This is a genomic window from Streptomyces bacillaris (genome assembly GCF_003268675.1).
In the GTDB taxonomy this organism is placed as follows: Bacteria; Actinomycetota; Actinomycetes; order Streptomycetales; family Streptomycetaceae; genus Streptomyces; species Streptomyces bacillaris.
The window spans coordinates 1,919,216-1,934,796 of sequence record NZ_CP029378.1; the positions used below are offsets into that span (position 1 = coordinate 1,919,216).

The window sequence follows — 15,581 nt, forward strand, 5'->3', positions numbered from 1 at the left end:
CCCATTGTTGCCGCTCCGGCTGTGTGCGTGGACAGCGCGTCCCGGTGGGGCGCGGATCGGGTACGGAGGGGGCGCGCACGGCGTACGGACGCGCCCCCTGCGCGGCGTGACTCAGCGGACGGGCCGGTGCTGGTTGTCGCGGGCGGAGGGGCCGGGGGTGGCGTCCGCGATCCAGGGGCCCTCGCCGCTGGGGTCGATGACGCCCTCCTCCAGCCAGGCGTACGTGCCGGAGAGGACCCCGTCCACCACGCGCCGGTCGAGGTCGTCGGTGTTGGACCAGAGCCGCCCGAACAGCTCCTCCACCCGGATGCGGGCCTGCTCGCAGAAGGCGTCCGCGAGCTGGTACGCCTCCCGGCCGTGCTCCCCCGCCCCGCGCAGATGCTCGGCGCGGACGCAGGCGGCGCTCATGGCGAAGAGTTCGGCGCCGATGTCGACGATCCGGCCGAGGAAGCCCTGTTTGGTCTCCATCCGCCCCTGCCAGCGGGACATGGCGTAGAAGGTGGACCGGGCGAGCTTGCGCGAGGAGCGCTCGACGTACCGGAGGTGCCCGGAGAGGTCGCGGTGGCCGGGCGGGTTGAACTCCCCGTACGTACGCGGCAGTTGCCCGGCCCCGGTGACGAGCCGGGGCAGCCAGCGGGCATAGAAGACGGCGGCGTTGGCACCGGCCCTGGCCTTGTCCGCGAGCGCCTTCTCCGGATCGATGATGTCACCGGCGACCTTGAGGTGGGCGTCGACGGCCTCGCGGGCGATCAGCAGGTGCATGATCTCGGTGGAGCCCTCGAAGATCCGGTTGATGCGCATGTCCCGGAGCATCTGCTCGGCCGGAACGGCCCGCTCCCCGCGGGTGGCGAGCGACTCGGCGGTCTCGAAGCCGCGCCCGCCGCGGATCTGGACCAGTTCGTCGGCGATGAGCCAGCCCATCTCGGAGCCGTACAGCTTGGCGAGGGCGGCCTCGATACGGATGTCGTTGCGGTCCTCGTCGGCCATCTGCGAGGAGAGGTCGACGATCGCCTCCAGGGCGAAGGTGGTGGCCGCGATGAAGGAGATCTTCGCGCCGACCGCCTCGTGCTTCGCGACGGGCCGCCCCCACTGCTCCCGTACGGCGGACCACTCACGCGCGATCTTCAGGCACCACTTCCCGGCGCCGACACACATGGCGGGCAGCGAGAGGCGCCCGGTGTTGAGAGTGGTCAGCGCGATCTTCAGCCCGGCGCCCTCGGGCCCGATCCGATTGGCGGAAGGGACCCGGACCTGGTGGAAGCGGGTGACGCCGTTCTCGATGCCGCGGAGCCCCATGAAGGCGTTGCGGTGCTCCACGGTGACGCCGGGGGCATCGGCGTCGACGACGAAGGCGGTGATGCCGCCGGGATGCCCCTCGGAGGCGGGCACCCGGGCCATGACCACCAGCAGATCGGCAACGACCCCGTTCGTCGTCCAGAGCTTCACCCCGTCCAGCAGATAATCGTTCCCATCGGGGACGGCGGTGGTGGCGAGGCGGGCGGGGTCGGAGCCGACGTCGGGCTCGGTGAGCAGGAACGCGGAGATGTCGGTGGTGGCGAGCCGGGGCAGGAAGGCGTCCTTCTGCTCCTGGGTGCCGAAGATCTTCAGCGGCTGCGGTACGCCGATCGACTGATGCGCCGAGAGCAGCGCCCCGATGGCGGGGCTCGCGGAGCCGACCAGGGCGAGCGCCTTGTTGTAGTACACCTGGGTGAGCCCGAGACCGCCGTACTTGGTCTCGATCTTCATCCCCAGGGCCCCGAGCCGCTTGAGCCCGTCGACCACCTCGTCCGGGATCTTCGCCTCGCGCTCGATCCGGGCACTGTCGACGTGCTCCTCGCAGAAGGCCCGCAGCCGCGCCAGGAACTCCTCGCCGCGCCGGATGTCGTCGGGCGGCGGCAGGGGGTGCGGGTGGATCAGATCGAGCCGGAACCGCCCCAGGAACAGCTCCTTGGCGAAGCTGGGCTTACGCCAGTCCTGCTCCCGGGCAGCCTCCGCGACCCGGCGCGCCTCACGCTCGGTGACCTTGGGTGCCTTGGGGACCTGGGGGGTGTTGTGTGGTGCGGACATGGGGCCTCACCTCGCTGGGCGTCACCAGGACGGACGGACCCTCGGACGCGCGGAATGCGTAGGAGCCGGGCTGCTCACTGGTCCGTATGTAACCCATGTACCCGGAGTTCGGCACCCCCACCAGCCCTGGCGCGGGGGTGGGGGCTGGCCGGGTGGGGTGGGTTGCGTACTGTGCGTGCCACACGAGCCCCGGAGGCCCCATGTCGCTGATACCCCCGCTGCTGGGCGCCGCCGTCTTCCTCTCCGGGCTGACGCTGGCGACGAACTACCGTGGAGCGGCTCGGTGGGTCGTGGAGGTCCTGCTGAACCCCGCCTATGCGGAGCCCCAGCTCCTGCGGCGCTACGCCCGGCGGGGCATCGAGCATCCGCAGATGGACTTCTACCGCGATGCTTCCTGGCACAGGCGGTCCGTACGTATCTGGGGCGCGCTCATGTCCGCCCTCGGCCTCTTTGCCGTGGCGATCAGCACCACGTTCCTGGTGCTCGGCTGAGTGACCGCTCCCCTCGGGCGTGCTGACCGGGCCGCAGGAGCCCCAGGTCGTAAACCCGGGGCTCCTGGGCGTGCTTGATCGGGGCGTCGACCGCCTCGTACTCCCATCGCGGGTACACGCCGCGACGAACAACCGATGATGGCCGTCAACGGGCTGCTCGGGGTGCAGCCTCACCAGGAGATCTACAGGGGGTCGACCGTGGAGCACAGCGCTGAGCGGGAGAACAGCGAAAGCGCAGCTCGGGCTCGCTACAACCGGGCCGTACAGCAAGAACGCCGAGCTCTGCGCGAGGCATTGCGCTCGGGCCTCCCTGCCGCCCACATGGGCTTGGGCGTAACCGTCATCGTCTTGATTGCCGTCGCCGGTTTCTCCGGCCCTCGGTGGACTTTGATCATTGCTGGCGCTCTCTCGGCCTGGTTCCTTCTTGCACTGGCGGTGATCCACATCAGCAGCGGCCGTGGCCGGGACGCCGTCCGTCGGGCCTACATTGCCACGTTCGGCTGGGGCAACTGGATCTGAACGCCCTTCGCCGCGGTCATGCACAGTGACAGCCCTCAGCTCGCCGCCGTCCTGGAAAGCATCCGGGTGCCTCGCACCGGACCCGGCCGTTCTCGTGTCCCGCCCCTGCGAGTGCGGGACGACAAGGCGTACTCGTCACGCACCAACCGGACTTACCTGCGAAAGCGCGGCATCCGGTGCACGATCCCCGAACCGGCGGACCAGGCTGCGAACCGCAAGCGACGCGAGAAGACCGGCGGTCAGCCTTTGGTGTTCGACCACGAGGACTACAAGGCTCGGGCCCGGCACGCGGTCGAGTGCGGAATCAACCGGCTCAAGCGCAACCACGCGGTCGCCACCCGGTTCGACGAACTCGCCGTCTGCTTCGAAGCCTCCGTCCTGATCGCCGCGATCGGCGAACGGCTATGAGCAGCCAGGACTATGTCTCGGGACGAAAGCATCGTGGGGTCATATTCCGCTGCCTAAGTGAAGGATCCGGCAGGATCCTGATCAACATAGGCTCCCGGATAAAGCCGACGGTACAGATCCGTGTCGTGCCGTGCCCTGTCTGCCAACCTCTGGTCGCCGCCAGACCGCTCACCCGGTGAGTCTGACCCCGAAAGACAGAAACGGCCGGAGCCCCCGCACAGTGGGCTCCGGCCGTTCGGTTCGCCGGCCTCTCGCCCGCCCTCGCTGTCCGGGCGGAAGGGCGGGCAGGAGGGGCGTCGGTGGGGTGTTACAGGGCGAGGCCCGTGAGGACCAGGACGCGCTCGTAGGTGTAGTCGTCCATCGCGTAGCGGACGCCCTCGCGGCCGACGCCGGACTGCTTGGCGCCGCCGTAGGGCATCTGGTCGGCGCGGTACGAGGGGACGTCGCCGATGATCACGCCGCCGACCTCCAGGGCGCGGTGGGCGCGGAAGGCGGTCTGGAGGTCGTGGGTGAAGACGCCTGCCTGGAGGCCGTACTTGGAGGAGTTGACGGCGGCGAACGCCTCGGCCTCGCCGTCGACCTTCTGGAGGGACATGACCGGGCCGAAGACCTCTTCGCAGGCGAGCTGCACGTCGCCGGGGAGGCCTGCCAGGACCGTGGGGGCGTAGGTGGCGCCGTCGCGCTTGCCGCCGGTGAGGAGTTCGGCGCCGGCGTCGACCGCCTCTGCGACCCAGGACTCGACGCGCTTCGCGGCGTCCTCGCTGACCAGGGGGCCGACGTCCGTGGTGGCGTCCGCCGGGTCGCCGGTGACCAGGGCCTCGACGGCGGCGACGATCTTCGGGACCAGGCGGTCGTAGACCGAGGCGTCCGCGATGACGCGCTGGACCGAGATGCAGGACTGGCCGCCCTGGTAGTTGGAGAAGGTGGCGATCCGGGTCGCCGCCCAGTCCAGGTCCTCGTCGGAGGCGTAGTCCCCGAGGACGACCGCCGCGCCGTTGCCGCCCAGTTCCAGGGTGCAGTGCTTGCGCGGCACCGACTCCATGATCGCGTAACCGACCGGGCCCGAGCCGGTGAAGGAGATGACCGGAAGGCGCTCGTCCTGGACCAGGGCGGGCATCTTGTCGTTCGGGACCGTCAGGACGGACCAGGAGCCCGCCGGAAGGTCGGTCTCGGCCAGCAGCTCGCCGAGGATGAGCGAGGAGATCGGGGTGGCCGGGGCCGGCTTGAGGATGATCGGGGCGCCCACGGCGATGGCCGGGGCCACCTTGTGGGCGCTGAGGTTGAGGGGGAAGTTGAAGGGCGCGATGCCCAGGACCGCCCCGCGCGGGAAGCGGCGGACCAGGCCCAGGCGGCCGGTGCCGCCGAGGTCGGTGTCCAGGCGCTGCGCCTCGCCGCCGTTGAAGCGGCGGGCCTCCTCGGCCGCGAACCGGAACACCGAGATCGCCCGGCCGACCTCGCCGCGCGCCCACTTGATCGGCTTGCCGTTCTCCGCCGAGATCAGCTGCGCGATCTCCTCGGTGCGCTCCCCCAGCCGCCGTACGACGTGGTCCAGCGCGGCCGCCCGTACGTGCGCCGGGGTCGCCGCGAACTCGTCGCGTACGGCGTGGGCGGCGGCGACGGCCTCCTCCACCTGGGCGTCGGTCGGCACGCTGACGGTGCCGACCAGGCGTCCGTCGTACGGGTTGGTGACGTCGAAGCTGTCGGCACCGGTGGCCCGGCGGCCGGCCACCCAGAAGGCGTGGGGCGAAGTCATGGAGGTTCCGGCCCTTCGGAGGTCGTAGGAGGTCGTAAGGAGATCGGGATGTACTACGTCGTGGGCGCCCTGGAGGCTCCCCTCTGTTGTCCCACGGTAGGGCGGGGCGGCCTCGATCGCGTTTAGCCGGGGTGGAGTGGGGGCGGCCTCCCCCTGCTACGGATTGGCAGGGGGACACGAGAAGGGGTTACTCCTCCGGTGGCGTTGCCGCCTCCGTCGCCTTCAGCGCCAGCCACAGCTCCATCCGCACGTCCGGGTCGTCCAGCGAGCGGCCCAGGATCTCCTCCACCCGGCGCATCCGGTAGCGCAGGGTGTGGCGGTGTACGCCGAGGTCGGCGGCGGCCGCGTCCCACTGGCCGTGGCGGGAGAGCCAGGCGCGCAGGGAGGCCACGAGGTCGCCGCGGCCCTTGGCGTCGTGCTCGTGCAGCGCGCGGAGCATGCCGTCGGCGAAGGCCCGTACGGCGTCGTCCGCGAGGAGCGGCAGGACCGAACCGGCGGCCAGCTCCTCGTGCTCGACCAGGGCCCTGCCCCGGCGGCGCGCGACCGAGAGGGCCTGCTCGGCCTGTTTGTACGCGGCGGAGACGGCGATCGGGCCGCAGGGGGCGGAGAGGCCCACGACCACGTCGCTGTCCTCGGCGCCCCCTTCGCGCGGGGCGCGGTCGTCCTGGGCCTCGGCGTAGGCCGCGCAGGCGGCGACCGCCACGCCGCCGTCGGCCGCCAGGACCACCACGCGCTCGCCCTCGGGGACCATGAGCAGCGCCTCGCCGGTACGGGCGGCGGCCGCCTCCATGGTCTCGGTGAGCAGTTCGTACGCGGCCGGCGCGGCGGCCTCCGCGATCAGCAGCCGGAAGGGGGCGTCGAGCAGCCCGCCGTACAGGTCCCCGGCGACCGCGCGGGCGTGGTCGGGCTGGCCGGCCAGCAGCATGCGCAGGACGGCGGCACCCAGGCGCTGTTCGGCGCCCTGGAGGGAACGGGAGCGGGCGGTGGTGAGGGTGAGCAGGGCGACGGCGGAGTGCACGGCGTACCGCTCGGCGGTGCCCGGGGCGGCGCCCGTACCGACGGCCAGGGCCCCGCGCGCCCGGCGGCCGGTGCCCAGCGACTGGAGCTCGACCCGGTCCTCGCTGTCCGCGACGACGATGCTGGCCGGGGCCGGGCGGTCCCGCAGCCGCTGGACGTCCGGGGTGAGGCGGGCGGCACGGCGGGCGGCCCAGTCGGGGGCGGCGGCGAGGACCGCGCCGGAGGTGTCGTACAGCGCGGCCCACCCGTCGACGTGGGCGGCGAGACGGGCGAGGAGGTCGGCGGGGCCGTCCCCGGCGAGCGCGGCCTTCGTCAGCTCGCGCTGGGCCTCGAAACCGGCGGTCACCGCGCGGTACTGGTCGGCGGCGATGGCGGCGGAGACGGCCTTGCTGATGGCGATGAACGGGGTGCGGCGGGGCACTTCGAGGAGCGGAAGGCCCGCTTCCTCGGCGGCCTCGACGAGCGCGTCCGGGATGTCGTCGTAGTTCACGCCGACCCCGAAGCCGACCCCAGCGACCCCCGCTCCGGCCAGCCGTCGTACGTACCGGCGCATGGACTCGGCGTTCTCGGCGTCCAGGTTGGTGGCGGTCACCAGGAGCAGTTCGCCGCCGTCCATGTACGGGACGGGGTCGGCCAGCTCGCTGGCGTGGGCCCAGCGCACCGGGGTGTCGAGCCGGTCCGCCCCCGCCCGCACCGTGAGCTTGAGCGCCGAGTGCTGGACGAGCGAGGCGAGCGTGGGGGGCATGGGACCGGAACCCTCGGTGTCGGTGGCGCCCGGCCGACGAGGGGGTTCGCCGGCCGGATCGATAGTGGGTATTTCGCCGTCCCGTATGAACGGCCTCCACCGATTCTGCCAGGGCGGCAGAGTTCCTGTAACCGCTCTCAGCCGTCCCCGTTCCGCAAGACGCCCTTATCGGCCGCCCAGCTCCACCAGCAGCGGCGGCGCGTGCTCGCCGTCCACCGTCGTCAGCCGGATCACCGCGTGCCCGGCCGGGACCGCGTACGCCAGCTCGGAGGCCGACCAGCGCTCCTTCTCCACCTGCCGTACGGTCACCGCGTCCGTGGTCACCGCCTTGCCCGTGACCAGCTTGCGCAGCGCGTGCAGGGCGCGGGTGAAGGGCTGGTCGGCGAAGACGGTGTGCTGGGCGACCTCGCGGGTCTCGACCCACTCCTTGCCCCAGGCCTCCGCGAACCGCTTGCCGTCCCAGGTGGTGATGCCGGAGAAGGCGGCCGTGCAGCCGACCGCGCCGAGCAGCGGGGTGTGCAGGGGTTCGGGGACGTCGTCGACGGTACGGAGGGTGAGGACGGCCCCCGCGTTGACCGAGCGCAGCCGGCGGATGCCGCGTACGGTCTCGGCGGTCACCGCGTGGGTCGCGTCGTCCAGCACCAGGCCCGCGAAGAGCGTGGTGTCCGTGCGGACCGCCGTGATCGCGGTGAACTGGGCGAGCAGGAGGCGGGTGAGGAGGCGGGAGGCCTCCGCGTGGCCGCGCTCGGGCAGGTCCACGCGGACCCGCAGCGGATACTGGCCGAGCGAGCGCAGTTCGAAGGGGCGGGCGTCGGGGCTGGTGGCGAAGAACCCGGCGAACGCGGGCCGGTCGAGCAGAGCGACCCGGTCCGCGAGGACGGGCGCGGGGTCGCCGGGGGCGCCCGCCTGCCGGGCCCGGGCCTCCAGCTCGCGGAGCATCGCGTGGTGCCCGGCGGCTTCGAGGGTGGCGCGGAGGGCGGCGAGCGCGGCCGGGGCTCCGTCGAGGAGTTCCCGCAGCTCCGGTACGGAGGGGAAGTGGCCGTGGGCCGCCCGGTACGGGCCCAGCAGCTGGGCGAGGACGGTGGCGGCGCGGCGGCTGTCCAGGCTGCCGACGTCTCCGACGAGCCCTTCCGCGAGGACGGCGGCGGCCTCGTCGGGGTCGCTGGTGCCGCCGTAGAGGTCCAGGTCGTGGGCGGAGGCGGGGTTGCCGACGCGGACGACGACGTCGAAGGCCTCGTCCGGGCCCAGCGGTGCCCCCGCGCCGCCGACGGCGAGGACGGCCGCCTGTCCGGCCAGGGCACGCAGCCCGAGGGCCTCGACGACGGGCCGCACCAGCCGGTCGGACTTGCCGGAGCCGGGCGGCCCGACGGCCAGCAGCGAGGTGCCGAGCAGGGTGGGGTCCAGGGCCAGGCCGGTGGAGCGGCGGGCGTAGGGGTTGTGCGGGTCCTCGGCGCAGCGCCCGATGCGGACCTGGCCGGTGAGCACGTCGTGGCGGGCGGTACGGCGGGGCAGGTCGCGTCGGCCCGAGGGGTGCAGGGCGGCGGCTCCCCCGGTGCGGAGGACGGCCTCGGCCAGGGGGGCGAGCCGGTCGGGGCTGCGGGTGGCCTCGGCCCAGGCGTGGCGGAGGCGGGCCACGTCCACGTCGTTCATCCGGCCGGTGCGGACCTCGGCGGTGAGGGTCTCGGCCGCGTCGGTCCAGCCGGCCGCCCGGAGTTCGGGCCAGCGGTCGGCGGAGGTCTCGGTGGCGGGGACCGGGTCGTCGGCGGGGGGCGGGGTGGCAGTCCCCCTGCGGGCGGCGATCAGCTCGCGCCAGCGGCCGAGGCGGGCGAAGGGCCAGAGGACGGCGGCGGCGATGAGTCCGTAGATGATGTTGACGACGGTCTGGCTCTGGTAGATCTCGCCGCCCGCCACGGCGGCGACGAGGACCAGGACCGGACGGACGACCGGCAGCGCCTCGTTCCAGACGAGCAGCTGGGTGAGGCCCGCCGCCACGGCCGCGGCGAGGGCGAGGAAGGGCTGCCCCCGGTCGACGACATGGCGGCGGAACAGCTCGGAGAAGTTGCCGATCCGGCCGCAGCCGTAGAGGAGGAGCCCGAAGAGGAGGGCCTCGTACACGGTGAGGGCGTCCGAGCCCTCGATGGTGCGGGGGCCGCCGGAGGTGCCCGGGTTCCACCACTCGCCCGGGGTGAAGAGCTTGAGCGGGACGAGCCGGTACGGGAGGTAGCCGTTGCGCCAGAGCGACCAGAGGAGGAGGGCGGAGAGGAGGGTGATGACGGCGCCCACGACGAGCGACCGGTCGGAGACCTCCTCGCCCTGCTCGGGCGGGCGCGGGGTGAACCCGAACCGCCAGACGCCCGGGGCCGCCCGGGGGCGGGGCGTCCGCAGCCAGACGTCGAGGGAGGCAGGTGGCTGCTCAGTGGGGGGCGGCGGGGTGGGGCCGGTGAGGTGGGCGGCGGGTGGCCCGGCCGGGGGCGGGATCGCGGGCACCCGTGGCGCCTCCGGCTCTCCGCTCCGCGGGCCCCAGGGCTGTCCCGACGAGGGTGTCCCCGTCCCCGGCACCTTCGGCGGCACCGCCGGCGGCAACGGCACCCCCGCCGGAGGCCCCGGCACCCTGCCCGCGCCCGTGCCCCGTACGCCCCGCGCGCCCTCGTCGTCCATGAACCACTGCCCCCTTGACCTGCCGGTCCGTCCGCTGCCCCGGTCAATCTAGTGCGCGCACACGGGGAGTTCAGCAACCCGCCCGAAGAGTGACCGTCCCGGGCCGTCCCGGGCCGCCCCCGCACCCGCATCGCGCCAGGTCGGCGGGGTCCGGGCCGCCGTCCTGTCCGCCGCGGACAACGACACGCACCCACCACTCCCGATCGGAGCATGCCCGGGCCCCTCCCCCGCCCCTAGCCTGCAGAAAGAAGAGCGTCCGAAACACCCCCAGGAGCCCCTCATGACCGCCATTCCGCAGGAGCGCCGCGTCGTCACTGCCATCCCCGGCCCGAAGTCGGCCGAGCTTCAGGCTCGCCGTGTCGCGGCCGTCGCCGCAGGTGTGGGCTCCACCCTGCCGGTGTTCACCGCCCGCGCGGGCGGCGGGATCATCGAGGACGTGGACGGCAACCGGCTGATCGACTTCGGCTCCGGCATCGCCGTGACCTCGGTCGGCGCCTCCGCCGAGGCCGTCGTACGCCGCGCCTCCGCGCAGCTCGCGGACTTCACCCACACCTGTTTCATGGTCACGCCGTACGAGGGGTACGTCGAGGTCTGCGAGCAGCTGGCCGAGCTGACGCCGGGCGACCACGCGAAGAAGTCGGCGCTGTTCAACTCGGGCGCCGAGGCCGTCGAGAACGCGGTGAAGATCGCCCGCGCCTACACCAAGCGCACCGCCGTCGTCGTCTTCGACCACGGCTACCACGGCCGGACGAACCTCACGATGGCGCTGACGGCGAAGAACATGCCGTACAAGCAGGGCTTCGGCCCGTTCGCCCCCGAGGTCTACCGCGTCCCGGTCGCCTACGGCTACCGCTGGCCGACCGGTGCCGAGAACGCCGGTGCCGAGGCGTCCGCCCAGGCCATCGACGAGATCACCAAGCAGATCGGCGCGGAGAACGTCGCGGCGATCATCATCGAGCCGGTGCTCGGTGAGGGCGGCTTCATCGAGCCGGCCAAGGGCTTCCTCCCGGCGATCGCGCAGTTCGCCAAGGAGAACGGCATCGTCTTCGTCGCGGACGAGATCCAGTCCGGCTTCTGCCGCACCGGCCAGTGGTTCGCCTGCGAGGACGAGGGCATCGTCCCGGACCTGATCACCACCGCCAAGGGCATCGCGGGCGGTCTGCCGCTCTCCGCCGTGACCGGCCGCGCCGAGATCATGGACGCCGCGCACGCGGGCGGCCTGGGCGGTACGTACGGCGGCAACCCGGTCGCCTGCGCCGGTGCGCTCGGCGCGATCGAGACGATGCGCGAGCTGGACCTGAACGGGAAGGCCAAGCGCATCGAGGAGGTCATGAAGGACCGCCTCGCACAGATGCAGGCGAAGCTCCCGAACGGCGACATCATCGGTGACATCCGGGGCCGCGGCGCGATGATCGCGATCGAGCTGGTGAAGTCCGGCACGAAGGACCCGAACCCGGAGGCGGCCGGCGCGCTCGCCAAGGCCTGCCACGCCGAGGGCGTCATGGTCCTGACCTGCGGCACCTACGGCAACGTGCTGCGCTTCCTGCCGCCGCTGGTGATCGGTGAGGACCTCCTCAACGAGGGCCTGGACGTCATCGAGCAGGCATTCGGCACGCTCTGATCCCTCGAACCCGGGCGCGTACGGAGGCGGCTCCGCGCCGCTGCCGTACGGCGTCCGGGTGAGGGCCTGTGAAGAAGGTGTGCGGGGGCGATGGCGGGTGGCGGCTGCGGCTGTCGGCCGCCCCCTCACTGCCGTACGGTTTCTGCAGATGAGAGAAACACATCGCCCGCGGGAGACCGCGGGGGATTCCGGGCCGGAGCTTCCCCGGCGCCGTCCCGGGCGTGCCTCTGTGCACGGCACCGGAGCCTCCGGCTCCGGGACTCCTCACCGATCGGACGGCCGCCCGCCCCACACCCCCCGGGGCGCGCGGCGACCCGGTCCCGTCGGCCATCCCGGAACAACCCCCCTGTTCCCGGGTGGCCGGCCTCTCTCGTTCTCGCCCCGCTGGTGGCCCTGGTGGTCCTGTTCGGGCTGATCACCTGGCAGGTGGCGGCCGACGGCCCGCTGGTCCGGCTGGACGAACGCGTCGGCGAGAGCCTGTTCCGGCGCGGCCCCGCCGCCCTGACCCAGCTCTTCTCGGACCTCGGCGGGGTGCCGGTGGCGCTCCCGGTGCTGGTCTGCGCGATCGCGTACGCGCTGTGGCGCGGGGCCAGGCGGCTGCCGGTGTACGCGGCCCTCACCATGGCGGCCGTGCCCGCGCTGGTGATCCCGCTGAAGGTGGCCACCGCCCGGCAGGGCCCGCTGACCGAGGCCGTCAACTACTACCCGTCGGGCCATACGGCGACGGCGGCGGTGGCGTACGGGGCGTCCGCCCTGCTCCTCCTCGCGGTGGACCGGCCGACGCGGCTGCGCGCATGGCTGACGCCCGCCGCCGCGGTGCTGCTGACCGCGGCGACGGGCGTCGGACTGGTGCTGCACGGCTACCACTGGCCCCTGGACGTGCTGGCGAGCTGGTGCCTGGGGCCGGTGCTGCTGGCGCCGCTGTGGTGGGCGGCCCGCCGCCGGACCGCGAACGGTCGCTGAGCGGCCCGGCGACGGGCATCCGTCAGTACGTCGGCGCCCGTCAGTACGTCGGCGTCCGTCAGTACTTCTTGTGCAGGCAGGCCCAGGTCATGTCACCGACGATGCCGTCCCACTGGGAGGGCGAGTTCGGGTAGCAGCGCTTCTGCGCCTTGATCACGGCGGCCTTCGTCTTGGGCCCGAACGCGCCGTCCTGAGCCACCGTGTAGCCGTGCCGCACGTTCAGCAGACACTGGGCGTGCTTCACATGACGGTTGTTGTCACCCGACTTCACCAACGGGTGCGTCCCCGCGTACACGCACCCGGGCACGGTCATCACTCCGATCTGGCCACCGGCCGCGGGTGCCGGGCTCGCCGCCACGGCGGGGGTGCCGAGCGCCCCCAGTCCCAGCAGGGCCGCGGTCGACAGCCCGAGGGCCAGCTTCTTGGTCAGCACGATGTGTCCCCTTCTCATCAGGTCTCCCCCTGGGCATCGGTTGCCCGAAGGGCGGCCCGGCCGGGAGCGGGGAAAGCCTGCTCCCGGCCGTCGGCGCCGTGGCAACACTGATCGGCGGACGAGCGTCCCAGGAAGTCCTGCCGGGGTTCCCGGGAATTCCCGGGATGCCTCCCGCCCCTGATCAGGCGGTCCCGGATCACCCCGGGACGGGACACCGGGGCACCACCGGGCACAGGACGGGAAGGGACGGGACGAGGGACGGCATGGGACGCGGGGAGCGAGAGCCAACGGGGCCCGAGGGCTGGGGAGTTCAGGTCGGGAGCCGGGCTCGTCCCGGGCCCGGCATGGGTGATGCCCGGCGCCGGGGTCCTCTTCACCCCGGCGTCGGGCATCGGTCTGGTGGGCGTACGGCCGGGTGCTGCGGCCGGCCGTAGGCCGGTCGGTCAGCGACCGAAGTAGGAGTTGAAGTTGCGGCTGAACTCCCAGTTGTTGAACCGGTCCCAGTTGATCGACCAGGTCATCAGGCCGCGCAGATCCGTCCAGGTGCCGTGCGTCTGGTACGAACCGCAGTCGGTCTTCTTGATCAGGCAGTTGAGCGCCTTGTTGACCTCGGCCGGTGAGGTGTGGCCGTTGCCCGCGTGGGTGGAGGCCGGGAGGCCGATGGCGACCTGGTCGGGGCGCAGGCCCGGGAAGACGCGGCTGGTGTCGCCCGCGACCGGGAAGCCGGCGAGCAGCATGTCGGTCATGGCGATGTGGAAGTCCGCGCCGCCCATCGAGTGGTACTGGTTGTCCAGCCCCATGATCGGGCCCGAGTTGTAGTCCTGGACGTGCAGCAGGGTCAGGTCGTCGCGCAGGGCGTGGATGACCGGGAGGTACGCGCCGGCGCGCGGGTCCTGGCCGCCCCAGGGGCCGGAGCCGTAGAACTGGTAGCCGAGCTGGACGAAGAAGGTCTCGGGCGCCATCGTCAGGATGAAGTCGGAGCCGTACTTCGCCTTGAGGGTCTTCACCGCGGAGATCAGGTTGACGATCACCGGCGAGGTCGGGTTGCGGAAGTCGTTGTCCCCGGTGTTCAGCGAGAGGGAGTGGCCCTCGAAGTCGATGTCGAGGCCGTCCAGGCCGTAGGTGTCGATGATCTTCGAGACCGAGGTGACGAAGGCGTCCCGGGCGGCGGTGGAGGCGAGCTGCACCTGGCCGTTCTGGCCGCCGATGGAGATCAGGACCTTCTTGCCCGCGGCCTGCTTGGCCTTGATCGCGGCCTTGAAGTCCGCCTCGGACTCGACGTTCGGGCACTCGGTGACCGGGCAGAGCGAGAAGCGGATGTCGCCGGAGGTGACGGTGGTGGGCTCACCGAAGGCGAGGTTGATGACGTCCCAGGAGTCGGGCACGTCCGCCATGCGGGTGTAGCCGGAGCCGTTGGCGAAGCTGGAGTGGAGGTAGCCGACGAGCGCCCGTGCGGGCAGCTTGCCCCCGCCGCCCCCGCCGCCCTCGGTGGTGGTCACGGCGAGGCCGGCCGACTTCGCGGACTCGCCGGCCGCGTTGGTGGCGGTGACCTGGAAGGTGTACGCGGTGGAGGGGGTCAGCCCGGTCACCGTGGCGGCGGGGCCGGTGGCCGAGGCCACCTTCGTACCGCCTCGGTAGACGTTGTAGCCGGTCGCGCCGGAGACGGCGTTCCAGGAGAGGGCGACCGAGGAGGAGGTGAGCGCGGTGGTCCGCAGGCCCGCGGGGACGGCCGGGACGACCACGGGGTCGCCGCCGGGGCCGACGAGGGTGAGGTCGTCGACGTAGTGGGCGGGCGTGCCGTACCAGCCGTGGGTGTAGACGCTGACGGAGGTGGTGTTGGGGCCGGTGGTGAAGCTGGTGGTGAGCTGCTTCCAGGCGCCCGGGGACTGGGTCCAGGTGGAGACGTCGGTGGTGCCGGTGCCGGTGGCGCCGAGGTAGACGTGGCTGCCCTGCACCCAGGCGCTCAGCGTGTAGCGGGAGTTGGGCTTCACCGTGACGCTCTGGGAGCACCGGGCGTTGTCGTTGCCCGCCGGGGTCGCCTTCAGGGCCGCCGTGCCGCTGCGTACGGGGGTGGAGACGGCCGCCCCGCTGGCGGCGGTGCAGCTCCAGCCGTCGAGGCCCGCCTCGAAGCCGCCGTTGCGGGCCACGTCCACGTCGGCCGCGCTCGCTGCCGGTGCCGTGGCGACCAGGGCACCGGCGGCGAGCACCGCGGCCGTACAGGTGGCCAGAAGTCCGGAAAATCTGACGGTTGGTCCGGTGCGTCCCACAACAGCCTCCGTGCAGGGGGGAATTGGGTGTGGCGTGCGCACAACATGGTCCAGACCAATCAGGTTGTCAAGACCTCTGGCAGCCGGTCACCCCTCCTCGTGGCCGTCCCGGGCCTCCGGAGGCCACCCGCCCCCGCGGTCGTGCCGGGACGCCGCGGCCCCGGCCGCCTCGTGCATCGCGAGCTCCAGCAGCCCGGCGTCCGTGAGGGTCCCCGAGCCGTCCGGCGGGATCAGCCAGCGCACTCCCCCGGCCGCCCGGCCCGGGTGGGGAACGACGATCCAGGTGCCGGGGCCCGCGCCCCGGATGCCGGTCCCGAGCCAGCGGGACGCGGTGCCGGGCGGGACGAAGAAGCCCATGCGGGACTCGCCGAAGTCGGCGAGGACCGGGCCCGGCCGGTCGATGAGGCGGGAGAGCACGTCGAGCGTCGGATATCCCAGCTCCCCCGGCAGGATCAGCACGTCCCAGCGCTTGCCGGCGGGGAGGAGCGCGATCCCCTGCGGATTGCGCTCCCACTCCCACCGGCAGGCACCCGGATCCGGTGCCACCGATGTGAGCCACTCGACCGCGGCCCTGGTCTCCGAGCCAGTCATGGCCTGCCTCCCGTTGACGTGGACACCGGCAGGGTCCTGCCGGTGCGT

Annotated in this window: 11 protein-coding genes and 1 pseudogene; 5 read left to right on the forward strand and 7 right to left on the reverse strand. The window is 72.8% G+C overall.

All coding sequences use genetic code 11. The features are described from left to right. Positions 1-111 precede the first annotated feature (111 nt). On the reverse strand, positions 112-2,067 hold the full coding sequence (locus tag DJ476_RS07645) for an acyl-CoA dehydrogenase family protein (RefSeq protein WP_112490161.1): 1,956 nt from the start codon (positions 2,065-2,067) through the stop codon (positions 112-114). Between the two features lie 200 nt (positions 2,068-2,267). On the opposite strand from DJ476_RS07645, the gene DJ476_RS07650 reads away from it, so the two are divergent. The 3 genes and pseudogenes from DJ476_RS07650 to DJ476_RS07660 form a co-directional block, all read left to right on the forward strand. Continuing rightward, on the forward strand, positions 2,268-2,558 hold the full coding sequence (locus tag DJ476_RS07650) for a hypothetical protein (protein WP_112490162.1): 291 nt from the start codon (positions 2,268-2,270) through the stop codon (positions 2,556-2,558). Positions 2,559-2,693: 135 nt separating this feature from the next. Further along, positions 2,694-3,077, forward strand: a complete 384-nt coding sequence (locus DJ476_RS35450) for a hypothetical protein (RefSeq protein ID WP_244209861.1) — start codon at positions 2,694-2,696, stop codon at positions 3,075-3,077. 12 nt (positions 3,078-3,089) lie between these two features. After that, positions 3,090-3,485: pseudogene (locus DJ476_RS07660) on the forward strand (IS5 family transposase); the annotation flags it as partial. 307 nt (positions 3,486-3,792) lie between these two features. Here DJ476_RS07660 and DJ476_RS07665 read toward each other — a convergent pair. The 3 genes from DJ476_RS07665 to DJ476_RS07675 all read right to left on the reverse strand — a co-directional run bounded on the left by DJ476_RS07665 (position 3,793) and on the right by DJ476_RS07675 (position 9,658). Continuing rightward, on the reverse strand, positions 3,793-5,238 hold the full coding sequence (locus DJ476_RS07665; RefSeq protein ID WP_103418982.1) for an aldehyde dehydrogenase family protein: 1,446 nt from the start codon (positions 5,236-5,238) through the stop codon (positions 3,793-3,795). 187 nt (positions 5,239-5,425) lie between these two features. Further along, on the reverse strand, positions 5,426-7,000 hold the full coding sequence (locus DJ476_RS07670) for a PucR family transcriptional regulator (protein WP_112490163.1): 1,575 nt from the start codon (positions 6,998-7,000) through the stop codon (positions 5,426-5,428). 165 nt (positions 7,001-7,165) lie between these two features. Beyond that, a complete protein-coding gene (locus tag DJ476_RS07675) occupies positions 7,166-9,658 on the reverse strand; it encodes an ATP/GTP-binding protein (RefSeq protein WP_112490164.1) in 2,493 nt (830 codons plus the stop codon). Between the two features lie 280 nt (positions 9,659-9,938). On the opposite strand from DJ476_RS07675, the gene gabT reads away from it, so the two are divergent. Continuing rightward, the gene (gene gabT / locus DJ476_RS07680) at positions 9,939-11,279 is read left to right on the forward strand and encodes a 4-aminobutyrate--2-oxoglutarate transaminase (RefSeq protein ID WP_070200400.1); all 1,341 of its coding nucleotides are present in this window, start codon (positions 9,939-9,941) and stop codon (positions 11,277-11,279) included. A 387-nt stretch (positions 11,280-11,666) separates the two neighbouring features. Then, complete coding sequence (locus DJ476_RS07685; RefSeq protein WP_318294454.1) at positions 11,667-12,242, forward strand: phosphatase PAP2 family protein; 576 nt, start codon at positions 11,667-11,669, stop codon at positions 12,240-12,242. A gap of 58 nt (positions 12,243-12,300) precedes the next feature. Here DJ476_RS07685 and DJ476_RS07690 read toward each other — a convergent pair whose 3' ends face one another. The 3 genes from DJ476_RS07690 to DJ476_RS07700 all read right to left on the reverse strand — a co-directional run bounded on the left by DJ476_RS07690 (position 12,301) and on the right by DJ476_RS07700 (position 15,533). After that, complete coding sequence (locus tag DJ476_RS07690; RefSeq protein WP_146066222.1) at positions 12,301-12,693, reverse strand: peptidoglycan-binding domain-containing protein; 393 nt, start codon at positions 12,691-12,693, stop codon at positions 12,301-12,303. A 425-nt stretch (positions 12,694-13,118) separates the two neighbouring features. After that, positions 13,119-14,942 (reverse strand): chitinase, encoded by a 1,824-nt coding sequence (locus DJ476_RS07695; protein ID WP_103418977.1) that lies wholly within the window; start codon positions 14,940-14,942, stop codon positions 13,119-13,121. Between the two features lie 87 nt (positions 14,943-15,029). Then, entirely contained in the window at positions 15,030-15,533 is a 504-nt protein-coding gene (locus DJ476_RS07700; protein WP_112490165.1) for a hypothetical protein, read from the reverse strand. Positions 15,534-15,581 lie beyond the last annotated feature (48 nt).

Coding starts and splice junctions, on each gene's coding strand:
- DJ476_RS07645 (WP_112490161.1), bottom strand. CDS start 2,067: ATGTCCGCACCACACAACACCCCCCAGGTCCCCAAGGCACCCAAGGTC.
- DJ476_RS07650 (WP_112490162.1), top strand. CDS start 2,268: ATGTCGCTGATACCCCCGCTGCTGGGCGCCGCCGTCTTCCTCTCCGGG.
- DJ476_RS35450 (WP_244209861.1), top strand. CDS start 2,694: ATGATGGCCGTCAACGGGCTGCTCGGGGTGCAGCCTCACCAGGAGATC.
- DJ476_RS07665 (WP_103418982.1), bottom strand. CDS start 5,238: ATGACTTCGCCCCACGCCTTCTGGGTGGCCGGCCGCCGGGCCACCGGT.
- DJ476_RS07670 (WP_112490163.1), bottom strand. CDS start 7,000: ATGCCCCCCACGCTCGCCTCGCTCGTCCAGCACTCGGCGCTCAAGCTC.
- DJ476_RS07675 (WP_112490164.1), bottom strand. CDS start 9,658: ATGGACGACGAGGGCGCGCGGGGCGTACGGGGCACGGGCGCGGGCAGG.
- gabT (WP_070200400.1), top strand. CDS start 9,939: ATGACCGCCATTCCGCAGGAGCGCCGCGTCGTCACTGCCATCCCCGGC.
- DJ476_RS07690 (WP_146066222.1), bottom strand. CDS start 12,693: ATGAGAAGGGGACACATCGTGCTGACCAAGAAGCTGGCCCTCGGGCTG.
- DJ476_RS07700 (WP_112490165.1), bottom strand. CDS start 15,533: ATGACTGGCTCGGAGACCAGGGCCGCGGTCGAGTGGCTCACATCGGTG.